This is a genomic window from Sinomicrobium weinanense, assembly GCF_018863395.1.
In the GTDB taxonomy this organism is placed as follows: Bacteria; Bacteroidota; Bacteroidia; order Flavobacteriales; family Flavobacteriaceae; genus Sinomicrobium; species Sinomicrobium weinanense.
Map to the genome: position 1 here is coordinate 628,072 of NZ_JAHKRR010000002.1, position 21,142 is coordinate 649,213.

General features: G+C 45.8%; 25 protein-coding genes and 1 tRNA gene. 10 read left to right on the forward strand and 16 right to left on the reverse strand.

Features of this window, described 5'->3' with window-relative positions; translation table 11 throughout:
• Positions 1-39 precede the first annotated feature (39 nt).
• Positions 40-504, reverse strand: coding sequence for an Mpo1 family 2-hydroxy fatty acid dioxygenase (locus KN811_RS08200; protein ID WP_187966515.1), 465 nt, complete (start codon positions 502-504; stop codon positions 40-42).
• Between the two features lie 261 nt (positions 505-765).
• Between KN811_RS08200 and KN811_RS08205 the strand changes: the two genes are divergently transcribed.
• Together KN811_RS08205 and KN811_RS08210 are read left to right on the forward strand one after the other, a co-directional pair.
• Positions 766-1,338 carry a thioredoxin family protein gene (locus KN811_RS08205; protein WP_187966514.1) on the forward strand — a complete coding sequence of 191 codons (573 nt, stop codon included), beginning with the start codon at positions 766-768 and terminating at the stop codon, positions 1,336-1,338.
• Entirely contained in the window at positions 1,311-1,868 is a 558-nt protein-coding gene (locus KN811_RS08210; protein ID WP_187966513.1) for a GNAT family N-acetyltransferase, read from the forward strand. Before KN811_RS08205 ends, KN811_RS08210 begins: the two co-directional genes overlap by 28 nt.
• On the opposite strand, the gene KN811_RS08215 is transcribed toward KN811_RS08210, so the two are convergent.
• Entirely contained in the window at positions 1,865-2,407 is a 543-nt protein-coding gene (locus KN811_RS08215) for a YfiT family bacillithiol transferase (RefSeq protein ID WP_187966512.1), read from the reverse strand. The genes KN811_RS08210 and KN811_RS08215 overlap by 4 nt on opposite strands.
• 180 nt (positions 2,408-2,587) lie before the next feature.
• Between KN811_RS08215 and KN811_RS08220 the strand changes: the two genes are divergently transcribed.
• The gene (locus KN811_RS08220; RefSeq protein ID WP_187966511.1) at positions 2,588-3,229 is read left to right on the forward strand and encodes a peroxiredoxin; all 642 of its coding nucleotides are present in this window, start codon (positions 2,588-2,590) and stop codon (positions 3,227-3,229) included.
• Between the two features lie 109 nt (positions 3,230-3,338).
• On the opposite strand, the gene KN811_RS08225 is transcribed toward KN811_RS08220, so the two are convergent.
• Positions 3,339-4,271 carry a peptidylprolyl isomerase gene (locus tag KN811_RS08225; protein WP_187966510.1) on the reverse strand — a complete coding sequence of 311 codons (933 nt, stop codon included), beginning with the start codon at positions 4,269-4,271 and terminating at the stop codon, positions 3,339-3,341.
• Positions 4,272-4,475: 204 nt separating this feature from the next.
• Between KN811_RS08225 and KN811_RS08230 the strand changes: the two genes are divergently transcribed.
• The 3 genes from KN811_RS08230 to KN811_RS08240 all read left to right on the forward strand — a co-directional run bounded on the left by KN811_RS08230 (position 4,476) and on the right by KN811_RS08240 (position 7,665).
• Positions 4,476-6,188 (forward strand): amidohydrolase family protein, encoded by a 1,713-nt coding sequence (locus KN811_RS08230; RefSeq protein WP_187966509.1) that lies wholly within the window; start codon positions 4,476-4,478, stop codon positions 6,186-6,188.
• Positions 6,189-6,354: 166 nt separating this feature from the next.
• Complete coding sequence (locus tag KN811_RS08235) at positions 6,355-7,290, forward strand: VOC family protein (protein WP_187966508.1); 936 nt, start codon at positions 6,355-6,357, stop codon at positions 7,288-7,290.
• Between the two features lie 12 nt (positions 7,291-7,302).
• Positions 7,303-7,665 carry an iron chaperone gene (locus KN811_RS08240; RefSeq protein WP_187966507.1) on the forward strand — a complete coding sequence of 121 codons (363 nt, stop codon included), beginning with the start codon at positions 7,303-7,305 and terminating at the stop codon, positions 7,663-7,665.
• Here KN811_RS08240 and KN811_RS08245 read toward each other — a convergent pair.
• On the reverse strand, positions 7,662-8,207 hold the full coding sequence (locus tag KN811_RS08245; protein ID WP_187966506.1) for a Smr/MutS family protein: 546 nt from the start codon (positions 8,205-8,207) through the stop codon (positions 7,662-7,664). The two genes, KN811_RS08240 and KN811_RS08245, sit on opposite strands and share 4 nt — an antisense overlap.
• Before the next feature lie 4 nt (positions 8,208-8,211).
• Positions 8,212-8,487: a hypothetical protein gene (locus KN811_RS08250; protein WP_187966505.1), complete on the reverse strand. Its 276-nt coding sequence runs from the start codon at positions 8,485-8,487 to the stop codon at positions 8,212-8,214.
• Between the two features lie 35 nt (positions 8,488-8,522).
• Between KN811_RS08250 and KN811_RS08255 the strand changes: the two genes are divergently transcribed.
• The gene (locus tag KN811_RS08255) at positions 8,523-8,828 is read left to right on the forward strand and encodes a DUF2752 domain-containing protein (protein ID WP_247716435.1); all 306 of its coding nucleotides are present in this window, start codon (positions 8,523-8,525) and stop codon (positions 8,826-8,828) included.
• 10 nt (positions 8,829-8,838) lie between these two features.
• Positions 8,839-9,156 carry a CCC motif membrane protein gene (locus KN811_RS08260; protein ID WP_187966504.1) on the forward strand — a complete coding sequence of 106 codons (318 nt, stop codon included), beginning with the start codon at positions 8,839-8,841 and terminating at the stop codon, positions 9,154-9,156.
• A gap of 253 nt (positions 9,157-9,409) precedes the next feature.
• Here the strand turns inward: KN811_RS08260 and KN811_RS08265 are convergent, their stop codons facing one another.
• Complete coding sequence (locus tag KN811_RS08265) at positions 9,410-9,643, reverse strand: DUF3820 family protein (RefSeq protein ID WP_425596678.1); 234 nt, start codon at positions 9,641-9,643, stop codon at positions 9,410-9,412.
• A gap of 333 nt (positions 9,644-9,976) precedes the next feature.
• Here KN811_RS08265 and aqpZ point away from each other — a divergent pair, with 333 nt between their 5' ends.
• Positions 9,977-10,663: an aquaporin Z gene (gene aqpZ / locus KN811_RS08270; RefSeq protein WP_187966503.1), complete on the forward strand. Its 687-nt coding sequence runs from the start codon at positions 9,977-9,979 to the stop codon at positions 10,661-10,663.
• Positions 10,664-10,819: 156 nt separating this feature from the next.
• On the opposite strand, the gene KN811_RS08275 is transcribed toward aqpZ, so the two are convergent.
• The 7 genes from KN811_RS08275 to KN811_RS08305 form a co-directional block, all read right to left on the reverse strand.
• Complete coding sequence (locus KN811_RS08275) at positions 10,820-11,773, reverse strand: AAA family ATPase (RefSeq protein ID WP_187966502.1); 954 nt, start codon at positions 11,771-11,773, stop codon at positions 10,820-10,822.
• 89 nt (positions 11,774-11,862) lie between these two features.
• Positions 11,863-13,410, reverse strand: coding sequence for a peptidylprolyl isomerase (locus tag KN811_RS08280; protein ID WP_247716436.1), 1,548 nt, complete (start codon positions 13,408-13,410; stop codon positions 11,863-11,865).
• The gene (locus KN811_RS08285) at positions 13,391-14,257 is read right to left on the reverse strand and encodes a peptidyl-prolyl cis-trans isomerase (protein WP_187966501.1); all 867 of its coding nucleotides are present in this window, start codon (positions 14,255-14,257) and stop codon (positions 13,391-13,393) included. Before KN811_RS08285 ends, KN811_RS08280 begins: the two co-directional genes overlap by 20 nt.
• A gap of 222 nt (positions 14,258-14,479) precedes the next feature.
• Entirely contained in the window at positions 14,480-15,955 is a 1,476-nt protein-coding gene (gene guaB, locus KN811_RS08290) for an IMP dehydrogenase (protein ID WP_187966500.1), read from the reverse strand.
• 107 nt (positions 15,956-16,062) lie between these two features.
• The gene (locus tag KN811_RS08295) at positions 16,063-16,926 is read right to left on the reverse strand and encodes a hydroxymethylglutaryl-CoA lyase (protein WP_187966499.1); all 864 of its coding nucleotides are present in this window, start codon (positions 16,924-16,926) and stop codon (positions 16,063-16,065) included.
• Positions 16,919-17,584: an HAD family hydrolase gene (locus KN811_RS08300; RefSeq protein WP_187966498.1), complete on the reverse strand. Its 666-nt coding sequence runs from the start codon at positions 17,582-17,584 to the stop codon at positions 16,919-16,921. Before KN811_RS08300 ends, KN811_RS08295 begins: the two co-directional genes overlap by 8 nt.
• 139 nt (positions 17,585-17,723) lie before the next feature.
• Positions 17,724-18,758 (reverse strand): quinone-dependent dihydroorotate dehydrogenase, encoded by a 1,035-nt coding sequence (locus KN811_RS08305; protein WP_187966497.1) that lies wholly within the window; start codon positions 18,756-18,758, stop codon positions 17,724-17,726.
• A gap of 296 nt (positions 18,759-19,054) precedes the next feature.
• Between KN811_RS08305 and KN811_RS08310 the strand changes: the two genes are divergently transcribed.
• Positions 19,055-19,426, forward strand: a complete 372-nt coding sequence (locus KN811_RS08310) for a DUF1508 domain-containing protein (RefSeq protein WP_187966496.1) — start codon at positions 19,055-19,057, stop codon at positions 19,424-19,426.
• 199 nt (positions 19,427-19,625) lie between these two features.
• Here the strand turns inward: KN811_RS08310 and KN811_RS08315 are convergent.
• The 3 genes from KN811_RS08315 to KN811_RS08325 all read right to left on the reverse strand — a co-directional run bounded on the left by KN811_RS08315 (position 19,626) and on the right by KN811_RS08325 (position 21,054).
• Positions 19,626-19,699: transfer RNA gene (locus KN811_RS08315), tRNA-Thr, on the reverse strand.
• A 73-nt stretch (positions 19,700-19,772) separates the two neighbouring features.
• Positions 19,773-20,042, reverse strand: a complete 270-nt coding sequence (locus KN811_RS08320; protein ID WP_187966495.1) for a hypothetical protein — start codon at positions 20,040-20,042, stop codon at positions 19,773-19,775.
• A gap of 40 nt (positions 20,043-20,082) precedes the next feature.
• On the reverse strand, positions 20,083-21,054 hold the full coding sequence (locus KN811_RS08325) for a type I phosphomannose isomerase catalytic subunit (RefSeq protein WP_187966494.1): 972 nt from the start codon (positions 21,052-21,054) through the stop codon (positions 20,083-20,085).
• Between the last annotated feature and the right edge of the window lie 88 nt (positions 21,055-21,142).

Sequence of the window (21,142 nt, forward strand, 5' to 3'; positions counted from 1 at the left end):
TTTAAAGTTACAAACAAAAAAGCTCAAAAGCCAGCCTTTTCATCCCTTTTTAAAAATATTGTCCATGACCCAGGCCGGGCCGATGAGCAAAAACTGTATATCCTTCAAAAAAGAAGGCTTTTTGCCTTCGATCTTATGTCCGTAAAACTGTCCTATCCAGGCCAGGGCAAAGATAAGTAGCGACACCAGCCACAAGGGAGCCACCCGGGCAATAAGGGTATTGAGCACAACGCAAAGCGAAGCAAAGACCAGTATTTTAAGCGCCATGGCAAAGGACAGCCGGGCATAAAAGACAAGCACAAAGACCAGTACTACCACAGCCCAGTTCTCTATATACGGATAAACTCCGGGCAGTATGTACTGCAAAGGCCCTGCCGGAATACTCATCAGCAGGCCTACAATAGAAAAGAAGATCGCCGGTACGCAAATGTAGTGTATCTTCTTATTGGTCCTGTTCTGGTGGCTCACAGCATAATCGTCGAACCATTGCTGAAGCGTTTTCATGAGAAAATGTTTTAAATATAGATTTCTACCTATACAATTTACGATTTTTTCAATAAACTCATTTAAACTTTTTGAATTACACACATAAATACCGGAAACCGGTAAAACCAAACAATTTTAAAATTCACCTATTCCACTCCCCCGCCCGGTCCGTTTGCTGCAAACCACACAAATTCGTACCTTAGTGCTTCTTTATTTTCCGCACTGTTATGGAATGACCGGTCCGGAAAAAGATAATACGATCAACACTTATAATAAGAAATGGCAAGAACACCCAGTAATATGCTCCCGTTGGGCACCAAGGCCCCGGATTTTGACCTGTCGGACACGGTTTCCGGAAAAAACGTATCCTTATCCGCTATTCAGGGCAAAACAGGTACCGTAATTATGTTTATCTGTAATCACTGTCCGTTTGTAAAACACGTCAACCCGGAGATCTCCAGGCTTGCCCGGGATTATGCTTCCAGGGGTATCGGCTTTGCTGCCATTTCCAGCAATGATGTGGAAAACTATCCGGACGATGCTCCTGAACTCATGACAAAAAATGCCGAAGAGCAAGGCTTTATCTTTCCTTACCTGTATGACGAATCCCAGGAAGTAGCCAGGGCCTATGACGCAGCCTGCACTCCTGATTTTTACCTTTTCGACCGTGACCTGAAACTCGTTTACCGCGGCCAACTGGACGACTCCAGGCCGGAAAACGGCATTCCTGTAACAGGCAAAGACCTCAGGGCAGCGCTCGATGCCCTTATTCTCGAAGAAAAGGTTTCCGAACACCAGAAACCGAGCATAGGATGTAATATCAAATGGAAAAACCAGATGAGCGGGAAGTGAATTCCGGGATAAAGGTTGTTCCGTGCACACCCGCAGATATCGATACCATAATACAAACGGGCCGCCTTTCTTATAAACAACATTATCTCCATATCTGGAAAGACAAAGGGTCGTTTTATATGAAAAAGAGCTTTTCCCGGAAGACGGTTGAAAGCGAGTTCGAAAACCCCAACTTCAGGTATTTTTTAATCCGGCGCCGGGGAAAGCCCGTTGGTATCCTCAAATTGGTCAGGGACAACGCCCTGGCAGGGTATTCCGCATCCGAGGCTCTGGAAGTAGAGAAAATATACATCATCCGCGAAGCTGCCGGCAAAGGTACAGGTACAAAAGTGATGGAGTTTGTGAAAGACTACGCCCGCATGTCCGGTAAAAAGGTGATCTGGCTCAATGTCATGGATACCAGCCCAGCCCAGGCATTTTATAAAAAGGCGGGATTCGAACCCGCTTTCTGCTACACCATAAATGTCCTGGATTTCCCTCCCATTAAGGAAGAATACCGTGCTATGACCCGAATGAAACTTCGGCTTTAGACCCAGTTGTTCCTTTTCAGCAGATTGCTGATATGGGCATAATGATGGTCGCAGTGCCATGCATATATGCCTATATTCTCTGCCAATGATACTTCTTTCTGTCCCGCGGGATGTATAAATACCCGTTGCAACTCTTCCCCGGACACCCCCTTCAGAAGGTACACCCATTTGGCATGCAATGCCTCCAGGGCCCGGAGAGACAACACTATGGGAGCGGCCATATCGGGAAGCTCCGCCCAGCGGTCTTCATAATATGCCTTTATCATTGGGGTGTCTTCCGTCAATGTCCATTTGAACCTTACATAGCTGTTAGTATGACTGTCATACAGGTGATGAACCACCTGTCGCACGGTCCATCCCCCTGGGCGGTAAGGTGTATCCAGTTGCTCCTCTGTAAGATCGGCAACCAATCTTTCCAGACGTAGGGGAAAAGTCTTTAAGGCCTCTGTCCAGTTTTCTATATGGTCCCTGGTCATGGTCTCCGGCGCAGTAAACTTCCCTATCGGGTATTGCAGTTCTTCTAGGGTGGGTGTATTCATATATCAAAAATAGAAAAGTTATTGTACTTGCCTGTCTTTCTTCCCCGGTATTTTTCTCCTTTTTTCCAGCATTTTCTTCCCGTTTTCGTGTTAACAAATATTTTACAGCTAAATATTTCTTTATTCCATTTTAGTCTAGTAATTTTATAGGCTAAATAGTTTAATAAAAAGAGAGAAAACATGAGTACAATACGACTGGGGGATACAGCCCCGAATTTTAAAGCACAGACTTCCGAAGGAGAGATCGATTTTCACGAATACCTGGGAGACGGATGGGGAATCTTATTTTCTCACCCGGCAGACTACACCCCCGTATGCACCACCGAGCTGGGCGCCGTGGCCAAATACAAAGATGAATTTGACAAGCGCAACGTAAAAGTACTGGCCCTCAGCGTTGACGGGCTGGAATCGCACAAAGGATGGATCAATGACATCAATGAAACGCAGAACACTACGGTAAACTTTCCGATCATTGCAGACGAGGACCGCAAGGTATCTACCCTGTACGACATGATCCACCCCAATGCAAATGCCACAGCTACCGTACGTTCCGTTTATGTCATAGGACCGGACAAGACCATAAAGCTCATCATCACCTACCCGGCATCGACAGGGAGGAACTTCGACGAGTTACTGCGTGTCATCGACTCCCTTCAGCTTACCCAATATCACAAGGTTGCCACACCTGCCAACTGGAAGCACGGAGAAGAAGTGGTGATCGTACCTGCGGTTTCCAGCGAAGAAGCCACCGGGATATTCACCAAAGGGTTCCGCGAAGTGAAACCCTACCTGAGAATGACACCACAGCCGAATCTTGATTAGATTGATAGGAGATTGATCCCGCTATGCGGGAAAGATTGAAGGAGATTGATTTAAAGGATGTTTCAATCTCCTTCAATCTTTATCAATCTCCTATCAATCTTTTTAATACTTACTTCACGTTTACCAACTCCACATCAAATACGAGAGTGGCATTGGGCGGGATCACTCCCCCGGCACCACGGCTTCCGTAAGCCAATTGCGGCGGGATGACCAGGCGAGCCTTGCCTCCGGTGTTCAGCAGCCCTATTCCTTCTTCCCATCCGGGAATTACCTGTCCTACACCGAGCTGAAAATCTATCGGTTGGTTTCTTTTATAAGAAGAGTCGAATACACTGCCATCCGTAAGCATACCTTCGTAGTGTACGGAAACGGTCTTGCCCTTTACGGCCTTGTCTCCCTGTCCCGGTTCCAGTATCTTGTACCACAGGCCACTTTCGGTCCGGTCAAAGCCTTCTGTAAGTGATTTAAGGGCATCTTCCTGTTTTTGTTTTTCTTCGGCGAGGCGTTCCTCTTTAGAAGCTTCGAATTTCCGGAAAGCCCCAACGGCATCCCAGTTTTCCGCTTCTTCACCTACCCGTACGATCTCGAGGCTTTCGATAACATCGCCCTGTGCTACCGCATCCACGACATCCTGGCCGTTTTCCACAAAACCGAATACGGTGTGTTTATTGTCCAGCCATGCAGTTTCTACATGAGTGATAAAGAATTGGCTGCCGTTGGTCCCGGGGCCGGCATTGGCCATAGAGAGCACCCCGGGGCCGGTGTGTTTCAGGTCCGGGTGGAACTCGTCATCGAACTGATAGCCGGGTCCGCCTACACCGGTTCCCTGGGGGCACCCTCCCTGTATCATAAAATCGGGGATAACACGGTGAAAAGTAAGTCCGTCATAATAAGGTTGTCCCTCGGGCTTTGCATCGTTCTTCAGTTTACCTTCTGCCAGGCCCACAAAGTTCCCCACAGTTCCCGGGGTTTTATCGTGGGTGAGCTTTACCAGGATCTCTCCCCTGGAAGTATTGAATTTTGCGTAAATACCGTTTTGCATGATCGTCTGTTTTTAATGCGGGCAAAGATACATATATTTTGATAGCTCTCCCGGTACCTGGAGGGGTTCAAAGTTCAAAGTTTAAAGTTCAAGGTTTAAGGTTGCAGGTTGATCGGTCAGGTTTATCTATCATCCTGAAAATTCCATATCATCATTATTTTTATGTAAATTCATCACAACTTTTTGACATCCAAATAAAAAACCATGAAAAACATCCTTTTCCTACTCTTGTTCCTGTCATTTGTTCCGGTCCTGTTTGCCCAGGAAACCATTATACGGAACATTAGCCTTATTGATGTTAATACCGGAAAGACCAGTAACCGTACGGTAGTGATCTCCGGGGATAAAATAGAACAGATTGCCAAACCCGGGAAAATAAAATATTCCGAAAAGGACAGTATCATAGACGGAACCGGAAAATACCTGATGCCTGGCCTTGTGGACAGTCACATCCATTTTTTCCAGTCTGGCGGGCTGTATACCCGTCCCGATGCCATAGATCTCCGGAACATGTTTTCATATGAAAAGGAAAGGGAACAAGGCCTGAAAAACACCAAAGACTACCTGAAACGCTATCTCCGGCTGGGCATCACTACTGTTGTGGATGTCGGTGGCCCCTTTTCCAATTTTGCCATACGGGATTCCGTAAGCAAGGAGCTCATTGCTCCCGACATACTGGTCACCGGGCCTTTGTTTTCCATCGTGGCCAGGCCCAAACTGGCACTGGATGATCCGCCCATCGTTAAAGTATCTTCTGCAAAAGACATCGATTCCCTTTTTACCAAAATGCTTCCTTACAAACCAGATTTTATCAAGGTCTGGTATATTGCCAACGACGAGTATCCTGCGAAAAAGTCTTTCCCCCTGGTGGAACACGTCGGCAAACTCGCTGCTGCGAACGGATTAAAACTCGCCGTGCACTCCACCCAGCTACAAACTGCCCGGCTTGCCGTACAGGCAGGAGCTTCGATCCTGGTGCACAGCGTAGATGACCATGTTATACCGGACGATTTTATTAAGGTCCTGAAAAAGAAAAACGTCACATATATCCCCACGCTTATCGTATCCCGGAACTACTACAAAGCCTTTTCAGGAACTCCCGGCGACCACCCCCAGGACCTGAAATGGGCCAATCCCCATGCCTACGGGTCCTTAAAGGACCTCGAAACCGTGGAACAGGAAAAATGGCCTTCTGTGGTCAAATGGTTAAAGGAAAACGGTATTCCTGAGGTGATCTCCCGAAACGACTCGATCATGGCGGTAAACCTCCGTAAACTCATTAAAACGGGGGTAAATATTGCCACGGGAACGGATGCAGGAAATATAGGTACCCAACACGCTTCTTCTTATATCCAGGAATTACGGGCCATGCAGGATGCAGGGCTCACCACTGCCGAGATCCTGAAGGCCTCCACTGTAAATCCCGCTTCGGCATTCGGATTGGAAAACAGCACGGGCATTGTGGAAGAAGGCAAACAAGCTGACCTCTTGTTGCTGAATAAAAATCCCCTGGAGTCGCTGGATAACCTGAATTCCATATACCGGGTCATAAAAAAAGGGCAAGTCATACAACCCGATTCGATTCTAACAGAAAGCCCTGAAATGGTAGTGCAACGACAGGTCAATGCCTACAATGCCCGGAATATGGATGCCTTCCTGGACACCTATTCCGGCAATGTGGAAATATTCGACGCCGACGGAAAACGGATCATGCAGGGAAAGGAAATGATGCGGGCCAATTACCAGAAACTTTTTGACCGTACCTCTAACCTGCATTGTGAGATTGAAAACCGCATTATAATAAATAATAAGGTGATCGACAAGGAAAAAGTGAGGGCCGGAGAGCGGACCTTTCATGCCGTAGCCATGTATAAAGTGGAAAACGGCAAGATAACCCAGGTTGATTTTATAAAATAGCGAGGTTCCCGTACCCTGTCTCCATATCACAGGATAAATGTGTCACAATCCCCCCGCTAAAACGTCACTTATCCCCCCTGAAACTGTAACTCTCTGATCGTATATTTGTTACACATACTTTTAACCGGTTACGGTTAATATTGTCCAAACCAAAAACAAAATAAAAATGGAGACGAACAGCACCCAAAAGATCATTCCGAACCTCTGGTTCGACATGGAGGCAGAAGAAGCTGCCCGGTTCTATACTTCCCTGTTCAAAAACTCAGGGATAGGCCTGATTACAAGATATGGCAAAGAAGGTTTTGAATTTCACCAAAAACCGGTCGGAACGGTGATGACCATGGAATTTGAGATCGAAGGCTATAAATTCGTAGCCCTGAACGGAGGGCCTCAATTCAAACTCAATCCTTCAGTGTCGTTTTTTGTTACCTGTGAGACCGAAGCGGAAACAGACAGGCTATGGAAAAGCCTCTCCGACAAGGGAGCTGTCCTGATGCCACTGGACAAATATCCGTGGAGTGGAAAATACGGTTTTGTACAGGACCGTTATGGCCTTACCTGGCAGATAAGCCTCGGAAAAATATCGGATGTAGGCCAGAAAATCACGCCCTGCCTGCTATTTGTCAACAAACACCTGGGACAGGCGGAAGCGGCATTACAACAATACACCAAAATTTTCGATTCTTCGGTCGTGGATGGTATTCTCAAATACGGCCCCGGAGAAGAGGCCTCTGAAGGTATGGTAAGACATGCGCAATTCAGCCTCCTGGGCGAAAAGTTCATGGTAATGGACGGTGCAGGAGAACATCCTTTTGTCTTTAACGAAGCCATTTCCTTTATCGTAAACTGTAAAGACCAGGAAGAAATAGATTATTACTGGGACAGACTTTCCGAAGGAGGTGACGAAAAAGCACAGGTATGCGGATGGCTCAAGGACAGGTTCGGGGTCTCCTGGCAGGTTATACCCGAAATACTTCCCCAAATGTTCGGAGGAGACGATCCGAAAAGGGTCAACCGGATGACACAGGCCCTCTTTCAAATGAAAAAGCTGGATATCCGGAAATTAAAGGAGGCATATGATTATGACGAAAGTCACGTATAAATAAACAAAGTTATGCCCGGGACAAATTTTAAAACAGTAGACGAATATCTCGATACCTTTCCGCAACGCACACGGAAAATCCTGGAAAAAGTACGGGAAGCCATCCGGGAAACCGCCCCCGAAGCAGAAGAGGTGATCAGCTACCAGATGCCCACGTATAAACTCGGCAAAAACCTGGTACATTTTGCAGGCTATGCAAACCATATCGGTTTTTACCCCACGCCCTCGGCCATTACAGCATTTGCAGATGAGCTAAAGGGATACAAGACCTCCAAGGGAGCCGTACAGTTTCCGCTGGACCATCCGCTGCCACTGGAACTCATAACCCGGATAGTACAGTTCAGGATAAAGGAAAACGCAAAAAAACAGTCTTAGCCGTTCTGAAAAATGTAGACTTCCGTAGCGCCCAAGCCATATTTCCTGAAATCTGCGGCGTAGAATTTTACATTGTCATATCGCCCGAACAAATATTCGAGTTCCGTCTTGAGCACACCTTCGCCCACCCCGTGGATAAAGACCACCTTTTGTATGCGCTTGCGGATAGCGAATTCTAGCTGCCTTCTCGCGGTATCGAGTTGAATGGTGAGCATATCGTGGCTGGTCATACCCCTGGTAGAGGGAACTAATTGATGAATATGCAGATCTACCTCCATCCTGGGGGCGTCCCGCTCCTTGGGTTTAAAGGTGGCCTTTCGCCTGCGTCGTCCCCCTTCCTTTTCGGGCAGGTGTTTGTCCACATCCAGAGGGGCCTTTTGCAGTAAGGAAGGATCGTTGATCTTAACGACCTCTCCCTGGGATAACTCCAGTTCAAACCCGTCATCCGTAAGGATATAGAGCACGCCCTCCCGTATGGCAGTCACTTTACCTGCCAGCGAATCGTCTATGGTCTCCACCCTGTCTCCAACCTTTATGCTCATGATCTTATGTTGTCTTGTCTTTTTCCCTGTCTTCCCCGTTGCTTTTCCATCTGTCATTTCCGGTTTCTTCTTCCCCGCCGGGATCATTGGAACTGTTTTCTTTAGGATTGTCCCTCACCCAACGGGTGGTTGCTTTGTACAGGCCGAACATAAGCAATACAAAACCGAGTATCAGCAAATACGGATCTTCCCTGTTTTCTTTACCCTGCTCTGTAAATACCAGTGCTCCACCGATGAGTATCAGGATAAAATACAATATGCGTTGATTTTTGGCGCTCATCCTTACTTTTTCTCAAAAATAATACTAATTTAGGTTTGTCAAAGCTAAATACCACACTGATTTTGGATGTTGAAAAATACATGCTCCCCTGCATAAACAAGCAATTGTTCGGTTTTGAGTGCCCCGGATGCGGACTGCAACGTGCTGCAGCCCTGCTCTTCAAAGGGGATTTTGCCGGGGCGTTTGAGATGTATCCTGCGATCTACCCCCTCTGCTTCCTCTTTGTATTCCTGTTTCTGGACGTTCTCTGGAAAAAAAGGAATTTTTCCGGGATTACCGCAGGCCTGGCCACTATTAGCACTGTATTTATTTTATGTAATTATATCCTTAAATTCTTATAACCATTAAATTATGGAAAAACAACAATTACCCAATGCTACGCTCATCCTTGTTTTAAGTATCGCTTCTATCCTGTGTTGTTGTGCATACGGAGCGGGTATTATCCCCGCAGTGATCTCCCTGGTACTGGCCAACAAATCGGTAAAACTATATAAGGCAGACCCTGAGCTCTACGATAATTTCAGCAATATAAAAACAGGAAGGATCATTGCCATTATTGGTATTGTACTCAATGCTGTCTACATCGTTTATTCAATAGCAATGATCGCCATATTCGGTATTGATGGCCTTATGGAGCGATACCAGCTCATTCAAGAACAATACCAGTAATAAGTATGAAGTTGGGAGTACGAAGTGGAATGCTAACAATCTCTTTCTAACTTCGTACTTCACACTATATTCTTAAATCCCCATAACCTGATTTTATGCAGGAGAAGCCTGCCGGGCATCGAGGAAAGCAAAGACATGGGCGCTGATCTCTATCGGTTCTGTTCTTGTGGCTTCAATACTCATGTTCATGCTGGCATTACTGTCGCATATAATACCATTATCCTTGAGCTGTACGCACCTGCTTAAAAAAACACTATTCCCCCAGCCCCTCGCGTATATTCCTTAGCAATTGCTCCAGGCCGTTAACTTTAATTTCGAGCATGGCCTGCAGTTGTTTGCCCAGGGTTCCGCGGGGAAAACCCTTTTGCCGGAACCAAACGAGATAGGGTTCGGGAAGGTCCGTGATATAAACGTCCTTGTATTTACCAAAGGGCATTCTGGTTGTGGCTAGTTTTACCAGGAACTCCCGGTTATATTGCATTTCCATAGTCATTGTATGATGGTAACCGCACAAAGTTAACTTTTTCCCTCCCGAAAATATATCCGCAGATACAGGGATATGAAATTTATCTTCATTTTTATACTTTTCATCCTGAGGTAAGAAAAATTTTTCAAATAATTAACATTATATCCTAAAAAAACATAAATTTGATATAACCTGGTTTACAGCTAAGTAAGTTCACATTTTATTTTTTTGCAATAATCGTAATACGCATGATTTTTCAGTAATGTCCGGAAAAGAGAGCGAGCTCCCGGGACAGTACAGGTCATGCCAAACACTATTTATCAACCAGGGTTGTTACCCGTAAAACACAATTTTATGAAAAAATTTTTAGCAGAGTTTATCGGAACTTTCTGGCTGGTGCTGGGAGGTTGTGGAAGTGCGGTCCTGGCCGCGGCATTCCCGGAACTGGGTATCGGGCTACTCGGTGTGGCCCTGGCCTTCGGGCTTACGGTACTGACCATGATCTATGGCCTGGGACATATTTCGGGAGGCCATTTTAATCCGGCAGTCTCTGTCGGTTTGTGGGTAGGCGGGCGTTTCAGTGCCAAAGAACTGCTTCCTTATATCGTGGCCCAGATACTCGGCGGACTGGTAGCTGCCGGAATACTCTATGTCATTGCTACGGGAAACGGCAGTGAAATAGGTAGTTTTGCCGCCAACGGTTATGGAGAGCATTCCCCTGGCGGATACAATATGAATGCAGCCCTGGTCTCTGAGATTGTAATGACCTGCATGTTTCTTATCGTCATTCTGGGCGCCACTGATAAAAGGGCCCCGGCGGGTTTTGCCGGTATCGCCATTGGCCTTGCCCTTACCCTAATACACCTCATCAGTATCCCGGTTACCAATACTTCGGTAAACCCTGCACGCAGTATAAGCCAGGCCATATTTGTGGGCGACTGGGCCCTGCAACAATTGTGGCTATTCATTATTGCCCCGATCGCCGGTGCCATACTTGCAGGAATAATATACCGTTTCTTCGCAGAAAAGAACAACGAATAAACAGATACAAAAAAAACCTGTCCCCGGGAGATGTCGGAAAACAAGTGGTCTCTCCGGGGACTCTTTCCTTTCTTACCGGGAAATAATCATTCAAAAAATATTATGATAAATCAAGAGATTGTCTAAGTTCGTTTTTTTTTTCGATCTTCAGAAGAATTACAATAGTGAAGCGATGATCTCTTCTACGGAAATGTTTTCGGCTTCAGCCTTGTAGTTTTTAATAACCCGATGTCTCAAAATACCATTGGCCACAGCCTTTATATTTTCTATATCGGGCGAGAACTTTCCGTTTACCGCTGCGTGTGCTTTGGCAGCAAGTACCAGGTTTTGCGAGGCCCGGGGGCCTGCACCCCAGTCTACATATTCGTCTACCATCTTTATGGACTTCCCGTTATTCGGCCTGGTTTTGCCCACCAGCCCTACCGCATATTCCACAACATTATCTGCTACGGGGATCCTCCGGACCAGGTGTTGAATATCCACAATTTCCTTCGCCGTAAAAAGAGGTGTTACCTTTACCTGTTTATCTACGGTTGTAGATTTCACCACATCTACTTCTTCCTCAAAAGAAGGATAGTTGAGTTCTATGGCAAACATAAACCTGTCCAGCTGTGCTTCCGGAAGGGGGTAGGTCCCCTCCTGCTCTATGGGATTCTGGGTGGCCAGGACAAAGTACGGCAGATCCAGTTTGTAGTTATACCCGGCAACGGTTATGGCCCTTTCCTGCATAGCCTCAAGCAGGGCCGCCTGTGTTTTGGGCGGTGTCCGGTTGATCTCATCGGCAAGGATGATATTGGCAAATACAGGGCCTTTTATAAATTTGAACTCCCTGTTGGCGTCCAGTATCTCACTTCCCAGAATATCGCTGGGCATAAGATCGGGAGTAAACTGTATACGTTTAAAGTCCAGTCCTAATGTATCTGCGATAGTATGGATCATCAGGGTCTTGGCAAGTCCCGGAACACCGATAAGCAGGGCGTGCCCCCCGGAATATATGGCGAGCAGTATTTCCTCTATCACCGCCTCCTGCCCGATAATGACTTTGGCAATTTCCTGTTTTAATACTCGATGTTTTTCTACCAGTTTTTTGAGAGCGGAAACGTCAGACATAAAATTTTGGATTTGAGGTGCTTTTGGAGATATTAGATTTTAGATGTGTTTTTAAGGCCCGGGCCCGGTATCAGCTACCGGGCCTATGTTTATTTTTTGACCCATTTATTGGAAAAGTCACAATCCCTGTAGTCGGAATTTACCATGATGTAGGTGTCCTCTATAGTTTTTTCCATCCACTCTCTTATGGCCTTTATCTGTTTTTCCTTGAGGGCAAGTTCTTTTATTTTCAGATAATCCTGTACATAATCGGCCTTATGTTCATCATACCTGTTGGTTACCCTCAGTATTTTATACATTACTCTTCCCGGTTGCCTCGGGTCTTCTTCTTTATACACCCTGGATATTTCGTCGGTTTTCAGATCTCTTACCTGGCTGTACAACGAAGGGTCGAGATTGGTGAGCTCAAAACGGGTATCCATATTCTCCGGGTTTCGCAACTGCCCGCCTTCGAACTTGGTTTCTTTTTCATCGGAATATTCCCTGGCGGCATCGCCAAAAGATACTTCTCCGTTTATTATTTTTTCCCGCACTTCCTCCAGTTCCTTTTTGGTTTTTTCCAGGGTTTTTTCCGGGATATCCGGTATGAGGATTATATGCCTTAAATCGAGTTCCTGCCCCTTGATCTTGTCTATTTTTATAATGTGCCATCCGAAGTTACTCTCAAAGGGTTCGGATATCTCCCCTTCCCTCAGGCTGTATGCCACATCCATAAACTCCTTGGCAAACCCGGTCTGCTTGGTTACATGATAAAAACCGCCCTTGGTACTGGATCCGGGGTCTTTGGAATACAAAATAGCCTTGGTGGCAAAACTGGCTCCGTTCTCTTCGATATCCCGTTTCATTTCTTTAAGCCTGTTCACCACTTTTTGCTTTTCTTCCTCCGGCACTTCCGGTGTCTTAACGATCTGGGCAACTTCGAGTTCTGCCCCGAAAACCGGACGTTCATCTTCCGGAATATCATTAAACCACTGGCGCACTTCTTCGGGGGTGACCTCTATTTCGTCTACCACTTTGCTTTGCATATTCTCAGCAAGGGAACGTATCTTATTGATCTGGAACAATTCTTCCCGGAAACTCTCTTCATCCGATTTTTTGTAATAGGCCAGGAGGTTTTCCATCGTACCTACCTGGCTCACCAGGTAATTGAGCTGCTGTTCGGTCTGTGCCGTAACCTGCTTGTCAGACACCTCCAGGCTGTCCTGTACGGCCTGATGTGCATAAAGTTTATCTTCCATAAGTTTGCCCAGCAACTGGCAACGGGGAATATCCTTGATCGGCATTCCCTGGTTTTGAAGATCTATATAACTTTTATCGATGTCCGATTCGAGGATAATATAATCGCCTACTACGGCTACAACACCGTCTACTTTGGTCCTTTCAACGGATGTGGTGACCTTTTCTGCAACATCTTCCTGAACCTCACTATCGGTTTCCTGCGCTACGGCTGTACTGTCTTGCTGTACGTCGATATTGGTTCTCTGCACCACGGTTGTGCTGTCTTGCTGTACTTCGGTACTCTCTGTTGCAGTAGTTTCAACCTTTGTATTTTCCGCACCTTCTTTTTCCTGTGCCCATCCCGTTTGCAGCATACAAATGGCTATGCCTACAACGAGCTTACTTATCCGACTCCTCATAAATTTCAAATTTCTTTGTTCTGACTGCTTCATCCATAATTTCTTTTTCCAGCTTCCGGATAAATTCCAGTTTTTTCCGGTTTAGCAATATTTGCTTTATGGTAGGTTTTACATATGACATCGGGGCGGTGTCGTTTCGATGCAAAATATCATTAATATACACCAAATATACCCCTAAAGAGTCTGTCAATTCAATAAAATGCGATTTTTTTATGTTTTTTTCGTTTTTTTCCAGGGCCAGGATGGGTAATTTCTGAAATATCTGGGAGGTACTCACCCAAATCGAGTCTTCCAGGGAGTAAGACCTGAACTGTATGGCCATTTCTTCCAGCCCGGCCCTGTCGGTTTCTTCATACTTTTTAAACTTCTCCCGGACTTCATCTACCTTATCAAAGTCCTTGCTCATTTCTATATACCGGAATCTCCACAATTCTTCATTGAGCTTGAAATTGTCTTCGGTATTGTTGTAAAACGACTTTATTTCGGCCTCTGAAACTGCCGTATCCATGGTGCTGTTTACCAGGGCTTCCTTGTATGTTGTGGTATAGAGGTCCGTTCTGTATTCTGCAATGAGCTTTTCGAACTCGGCGACCTGCTCTTCCGGGAGATTGATCCTGGCCTTTTCCATGAACAACTGTTTTGCAGCCCATGCATTTATAAAATTGGCCTGGACTACCATACTGTCCTCCCGGGACATATTCTCTCCGTAAATACCGGAAAGGTCCTTTTTATACAGGTAATTATCGCCGACCCTGGCTACAACATCTGCCGTTTCTTCCTTTTGGAAATAGGAGCAGGCTCCCAGGCTTAACAAGACGACAAAACCAATGATACTTTTTCTAAACATCTAACCTCTTTTTAATTTCCCGAAATCCTTTGCCAATAGGACAAAACGCATAAATCGGTCTTTCCGGGTCTTATTCGAGGGCTAACAAAAATAATAATTCGGTAAAATATCGCAAGTGAGAGATTTGACGTTTAACAAAGATTTATGTAGTTGGTGGTTATAAGTTACAGGTTGCAGGTTGTCCGTTGTTAAAAACCTGTAACCCGCAACCTGCAACTACGACTATCTCCTGCTGTAATTCGGTGCTTCCTTGGTAATGGCTACATCGTGGGGATGGCTCTCATTGATCCCGGACGCGGTAATTTTCACAAAACGACCGTTCTCTTTGAGTGTTTCAATATCTTTTGCTCCACAATACCCCATACCTGCGCGGAGTCCACCGATGAACTGATGCATGCTTTCCACGAGTTCGCCTTTATATGGCACGCGGCCCACAATACCTTCGGGCACCAGCTTCTTTATATCGTCTTCAACATCCTGGAAATAACGGTCCTTGCTTCCCTGTTTCATCGCTTCTACGGACCCCATTCCCCGGTAGCTCTTGAACTTCCGTCCTTCATAAATGATGGTCTCTCCGGGAGACTCTTTGGTCCCTGCCAGCAGGGAACCGAGCATTACACTATCTGCTCCTGCTGCGATGGCTTTGGGAATATCTCCCGTATAACGGACACCTCCGTCGGCTATTACGGGAATACCCGATCCTTTTATGGCTGCAGCTACTTCGAGTACGGCAGAAAATTGCGGAAATCCTACTCCTGCCACAACCCTGGTGGTACAGATAGATCCAGGGCCTATCCCTACTTTTACGGCATCTGCCCCGTTTTCAACCAGATATCTGGCTGCTTCGCCTGTTGCAATGTTCCCTACAATCACATCCAGTTCCGGAAATGCTTTCTTCACTTCTTTCAGGATACTCACCACACCCCGGGTATGGCCGTGAGCCGTATCTATGATGATGGCATCGATCCCGGCATTCACCAGGGCCTCGGCACGTTCTACCGCATCGCCTGTAACACCTATGGCCGCAGCTACCCTGAGCCTTCCGTACTTGTCTTTATTGGCAATGGGTTTTTGTGTGAGTTTGGTAATATCCCGGAAAGTAATAAGGCCTACCAGTTTGTTTTCGCCATTGACCACCGGTAATTTTTCTATCTTGTTTTCCTGCAAAATCTCTTCGGCATCCCCCAGGGATGTTCCTTCGCCGGCGGTAACGAGGTTTTCAGCCGTCATAACTTCAATGATGGGCCTGTTATTGTTCTTTTCGAAACGCAGGTCCCGGTTGGTTACAATTCCTTTGAGGAAGCCACCTTCATCCACAATAGGGATCCCTCCAATGCTGTGCTCGGCCATATTTTTCTTGGCATCGGCCACCCTGGCGGTGAGCGGCAGGGTTACAGGATCTATGATCATACCGCTTTCAGCACGTTTTACCCTACGCACTTCCAGGGCCTGATCCTTGATTGTCATATTCTTGTGCAGCACACCTATACCTCCTTCCCTGGCTATCGCAATAGCCATGGCCGATTCGGTAACGGTATCCATCGCCGCCGAGACAATGGGCACATTGATCGTTATGTTTCTGGTAAATTTGGTTTGAATATTGACCTCTCTGGGTAAGACTTCCGAATAGGCCGGAACGAGAAGGACATCATCATACGTCAACCCTTCTCCTACAATTTTTGAACTATGAGCTTTCATGGCGCAACTTATAAATTAGTTGCACGCAAATATACGTCAATTTTAGAGATTAGTGGTTATTTTTTACTATTTAGTTTATCTTCTCCCGGTCGCAGTACGATCATCTCTTAAAAATATGCCCCGAAGATCTTTGTCGCTTCGTTATAAGCACTTTCAAAACTCATAGCGGACAGCCCGGTATCTGCTTTTTCGGTGGTAAAATAAGAGATCATTTTTTCCGTAGGCATATTCCCGGTCAGTTCGTCCTTGGCCATGGGACAGCCGCCGAATCCTTGTATGGCACCATCAAACCTCCGGCATCCGGATGCATAGGCAGCATCTATCTTTTCATGCCAGGACGATGGTGTGGTATGCAGGTGTGCGCCGAACTCTATTTCCGGATAGGCAGGAATAAGGTGGCCAAACAAATAACGGATGACCTCCGGAGTGGAACTGCCTACGGTATCGGACAACGACAGTATTTTTACACCCATGGCCGAAAGTTTTTCCGTCCACTCCCCCACTATTTCCACATTCCACGGGTCGCCATACGGATTTCCGAAGCCCATAGACAGATAGGCTACCACTTCCTTACCCGTCTTGTCGGCTATATTCAGTATTTCCCGGAGGATCCCCGTAGATTCTGCAATGGTCTTGTGGGTGTTCCGCATCTGGAAATTTTCGGATATGGAAAAAGGATAGCCCAGATATTGAATTTCGGGGTGCACCGAAGCATCCTGTGCGCCTCTTACATTGGCCACAATGGCCAGCAATTTGCTTCTGGTTTCCGAAAGGTCCAGTCCGCTCAACACTTTTGCCGTATCTGCCATTTGGGGTATGGCCTTGGGAGAGACAAAGCTGCCAAAGTCTATGGTGTCGAACCCCACACGGAGCAAAGACTGAATATACGCTACTTTCTTTTCAGTAGGTATAAACGCCTTGATACCCTGCATGGCATCCCTGGGACATTCTATGAGTTTGATCTTATTCATTAAGGCAATAGAGCATATCTATTTTTTCGGTGGGGAGTTCGCCGAAATCACTTATAATGAGGTCGGCAGCAGACAGGTCCTGGTTACCGGAATTTGCGTTCCTGTATCCTATACATTGCATTCCGGCAGCTTTGGCAGCCTTAACTCCATTTCTGCTGTCTTCGATCACCACAAAATTATCGGGCGAAATAGTATACAGTTCAGATATTTTCAGAAAAATATCGGGAAAGGGTTTTCCGTTGGCCACATGTTCACTGCTGACCATATAATCGAAATATTTCCTGAGACTGACCTTTTCCATAAAGATATCGATGAGCTTCACCGGAGAAGACGATCCCAGGGAGAGATTATAGCCAGCATCTTTTAAGCGGCTGAGCAGGTCGGTAATACCATCGGTGAGCGGAATTTCCCTGTCGCCGATAACCCGGAAAAAATGGGCTTTATGAGCGTCGAGAAGGTCTGCGGGGTTTCCTTCCAGGCTAAAATCCTTTTTTAATTTGTCCCATATCATCAGGGCACCCATGCCCACCAGAGAAAAGTGGTATTCCCGGGTAAGGGTCACTCCCATTTTATTCAGCACTTCGCCCAGTATTTGCATATGAATAGGTTCGCTGTCCACCAGGACCCCATCCATATCAAAAATAACATGTTTTTGCATATATCTTTATTTTATTCAAATGTAAACATTTTGGACGGTATTATCATTGGCTCGGGAAGGGGTTGATTGGATGTAAGGTTCAAAGTTCAAGGTTTAAGGCGAAGATTATTTCGTACCGATACCGACCATCGAATACTGATCACCGATCAAGGAGCGCCTTGTTTATCCGTTTCACCAGCCCGGGGCCTTCGTATATGAATCCGGTATAAACCTGTACGAGACTGGCTCCGGCCTCCAGTTTTTCCAGGGCGTCTTCCGGGGAATGGACACCTCCGACCCCGATAATGGGAAAACTTCCCCCACTTTCCCTATGCAGGAACCGGATCACTTCAGTGGAGCGGTCTTTCAGCGGTTTTCCACTAAGGCCGCCTGTTTCTTTTTTTACCGGAGAGGCGAGCCCTTCCCTGGATATGGTAGTGTTGGTGGCTATGATCCCGGCTATCCCGGTGTCTTTTACGATCCGTACAATATCGCGTAGTTGCCCCTCGGTAAGGTCCGGCGCGATCTTCAACATTATGGGCTTGTGGTTTGCTGTCTGCAGTTTGTGGTTTTGCAGCCCGCTCAAAAGTTTTGTCAGGGGTTCTTTATCCTGGAGCGCTCTCAGGTTCGGAGTGTTGGGTGAACTGACATTCACTACAAAATAATCTACATGACTGTGGAGCGCTTCAAAACACTTCCTGTAATCGTCTGTTGCATTTTCATTAGGGGTTACCTTGTTTTTTCCGATATTGCCCCCTATCAGAATTCCCCTTGCCCTGAGCGAAGCCGAAGGTTTTTTTAAACGCTTTACAGCCTCTTCCACTCCGCCGTTATTAAACCCCATACGGTTTACAATGGCTGTGTCTTCCTTTAGCCGGAACAACCTCTTGCGCGGGTTTCCGGGCTGAGGTTTCGGAGTCAGTGTCCCTATCTCGATAAAGCCGAAACCAAAACCGGAAAGTTCATTAAACAACCTCGCATCTTTGTCAAACCCGGCTGCAAGGCCTACGGGGTTCTTAAATTTCAACCCGAGTACTTCGCGTTCCAGGCGGGGATCGTTAACGGTATACATACGCCTTATCAAAGCGGAGATACCCGGTATTTTGTTTGCGGCCTTGATGAAAGCAAAAGTAAAATGATGCACCTTTTCCGGATCGAACTGAAAAAGTATGGGACGGATGAGCGTTTTATACATAGAGCGTTATTCTTGTACTGCAAAAATATGGGAAAAGATGGAAAAAAAGGGCACTCGTTATAAACGAGCGCCAGTACCGGTCATTACAGGGAGGAATTCATAGAGGCACTCCTGATTTTTTTACCGCCGGTTCCCGGATGTAAGCAGCTTAACCTCAAGAATCAAGTATTAACCAAACATTCCTGACATCTTATGAACCCTGTAAACAGGCTTGGAATCATCTCATTTTATTTTAGATTTGCGTCCCTGAAAAAACAAGGAAAAGAAACGAAAAAATTAAAACCTGAAGATCAGTTATGGGAATGTTCGTCATCAGCAAGCGACCTAACGGAAGTTATCAATTTGTGTTTACATCCAGAAAAGGCAAACCTGTGCTTACCAGTATCAGTTGTAAACAAAAGTCGGATTGCGAACAGATCATAAACGCTATCAGAGATCATATTGAAGCATTTACGTTTACAAAGAAAAGTACGGCTTCAGGCAAGTTTTTTTTCAGATTATCAAAAGGCGGGCTGGTACTGGCCGCCAGCCGAAAATTTTCGACGCAACTGAGACTGGACAAAGGGATCGAAGACACTATAAAGTATATCCGGGAAGCGGAAACCCTGGATTTTTCCGAAAATGAGTCTGTATTTCCGGATACAGAAGCCATTTCGGCGGGGATATAAAGATTTTTTCGGATTGATCCGTTTTTTGCTGGTCAAAGGTAGGCACTCGTTATAAACGAGCACCAGGCCAGTTCCTCTATTTTAGTTTATCCCGAGTACAATTGAAAGGCTCAGGGTAAACTTCTCATCCCTCTGGGCTAAACCAGAGTAAAATTTGCTGAATAAAAAAACCCTCCATTCCTGGAGGGCTTGTCTTTTGAGCCGGCAGAGGGATTCGAACCCACGACCCCGAGATTACAAATCACGTGCTCTGGCCAACTGAGCTATGCCGGCCTCATCTACGCCTTAAAAGCGGCAGCAAATATAAAATGGATTTTATTTTCTGCCAATCTTTTTTTAAAAAAATTTAAGACAGCTTATTCACTTTTTCGATCAGCTGATTGGCTTTTTCTTCCAATTCCCTGTTAACTGTCTTTAAATGAGCCTTTCGGTTTTCCACACTTCGATCATTTATTTTGGCTACCAGATCGTCAAAAGTTTCTATAGCTTCATCAATGATCGCATTCCCTTCTTTGGAGTTGTTGTTTTCCGTTGCGGCTTCCCATATGTATACCGCCTCAATGATATCTCCCAGAACGGAATTGATCTCTTTCTTCAGTTCCTTAATACTTGCCATGATTTATTATTTTTTGCAAATTTAGATTTTTTAAAGCAATTTACCCGATATAAACCTCCAATAGTTTGGCTTTATCAGCTATTAGGTTAACAATGTCGGTCCCGGCAGGGATCAATATGGTCTCTCCTTTTTGTATTTTTTCCTTTCCTTCCCCGGTCGCTATTTCGGCTTCTCCGTCCACACACATGTATATACTGAAAGAATCCCTGGCAGCTATACGGTGTTCCAGGTGCCCTTCGACATCTATATAATTGGTAGTGAAATAAGGGCACTCTACCATGGTATTGGGTACATTTTTCTCCCGGGTATACTTTACCTTAAAGTCGTCTTTCTTTTCATAGTCTATGGCATCCAATGCCAGATCGGTATGAAGTTCCCGGGTATTGCCGTTCTTGTCCTTACGGTTAAAATCGTAGATCCTGTAAGTAATATCGGAGGTTTGCTGTATCTCTGCCAAAAGTATCCCTGCTCCGATGGCGTGCACTTTTCCGGTGTTGATAAAGAAGGTATCTCCTTCTTTTACTTTTTCATAATTAAGAATATCGGTCAGGGTATTTTTTTCGAGGTTCCCGGTATATTCTTCCTTGGTGACGTTCTTGTTAAAGCCAACAATAAGTTCTGAGCCTTCGTCCGCCTGCATGATATACCACATTTCTGTCTTCCCGAAAGAATTGTGCCTTTCCCTGGCCAGTTCGTCATTGGGGTGCAACTGGATGGAAAGGTCTTGTTTGGCATCGATAAACTTGATGAGAATAGGAAATTCCGTGCCAAAACGTTCTGCAACACTTTTACCGAGGAGCTCCGCTCCATAGGTATCTATAAGCTCCTGGAGGCCTTTTCCTTTGTATTCTCCGTTCGCTACAACAGATACATCGCCTTTTACGGCTGAAAGTTCCCAGCTTTCTCCGGTAATGTCATTATCTATATCCTTTTCGAGGACATCTTTTAACTTGGTACCTCCCCAAAGGCGTTCTTTAAGAATGGGGATAAATTTTATCGGATAGGACTTCATATTTGTTGCTTTTATGTTTTTTATTGTTTTTGCTTCGGGTATGTGCTTGCCGAACGATTCCCCCCCTGTCCCCCCTCAGGGGGCTTTC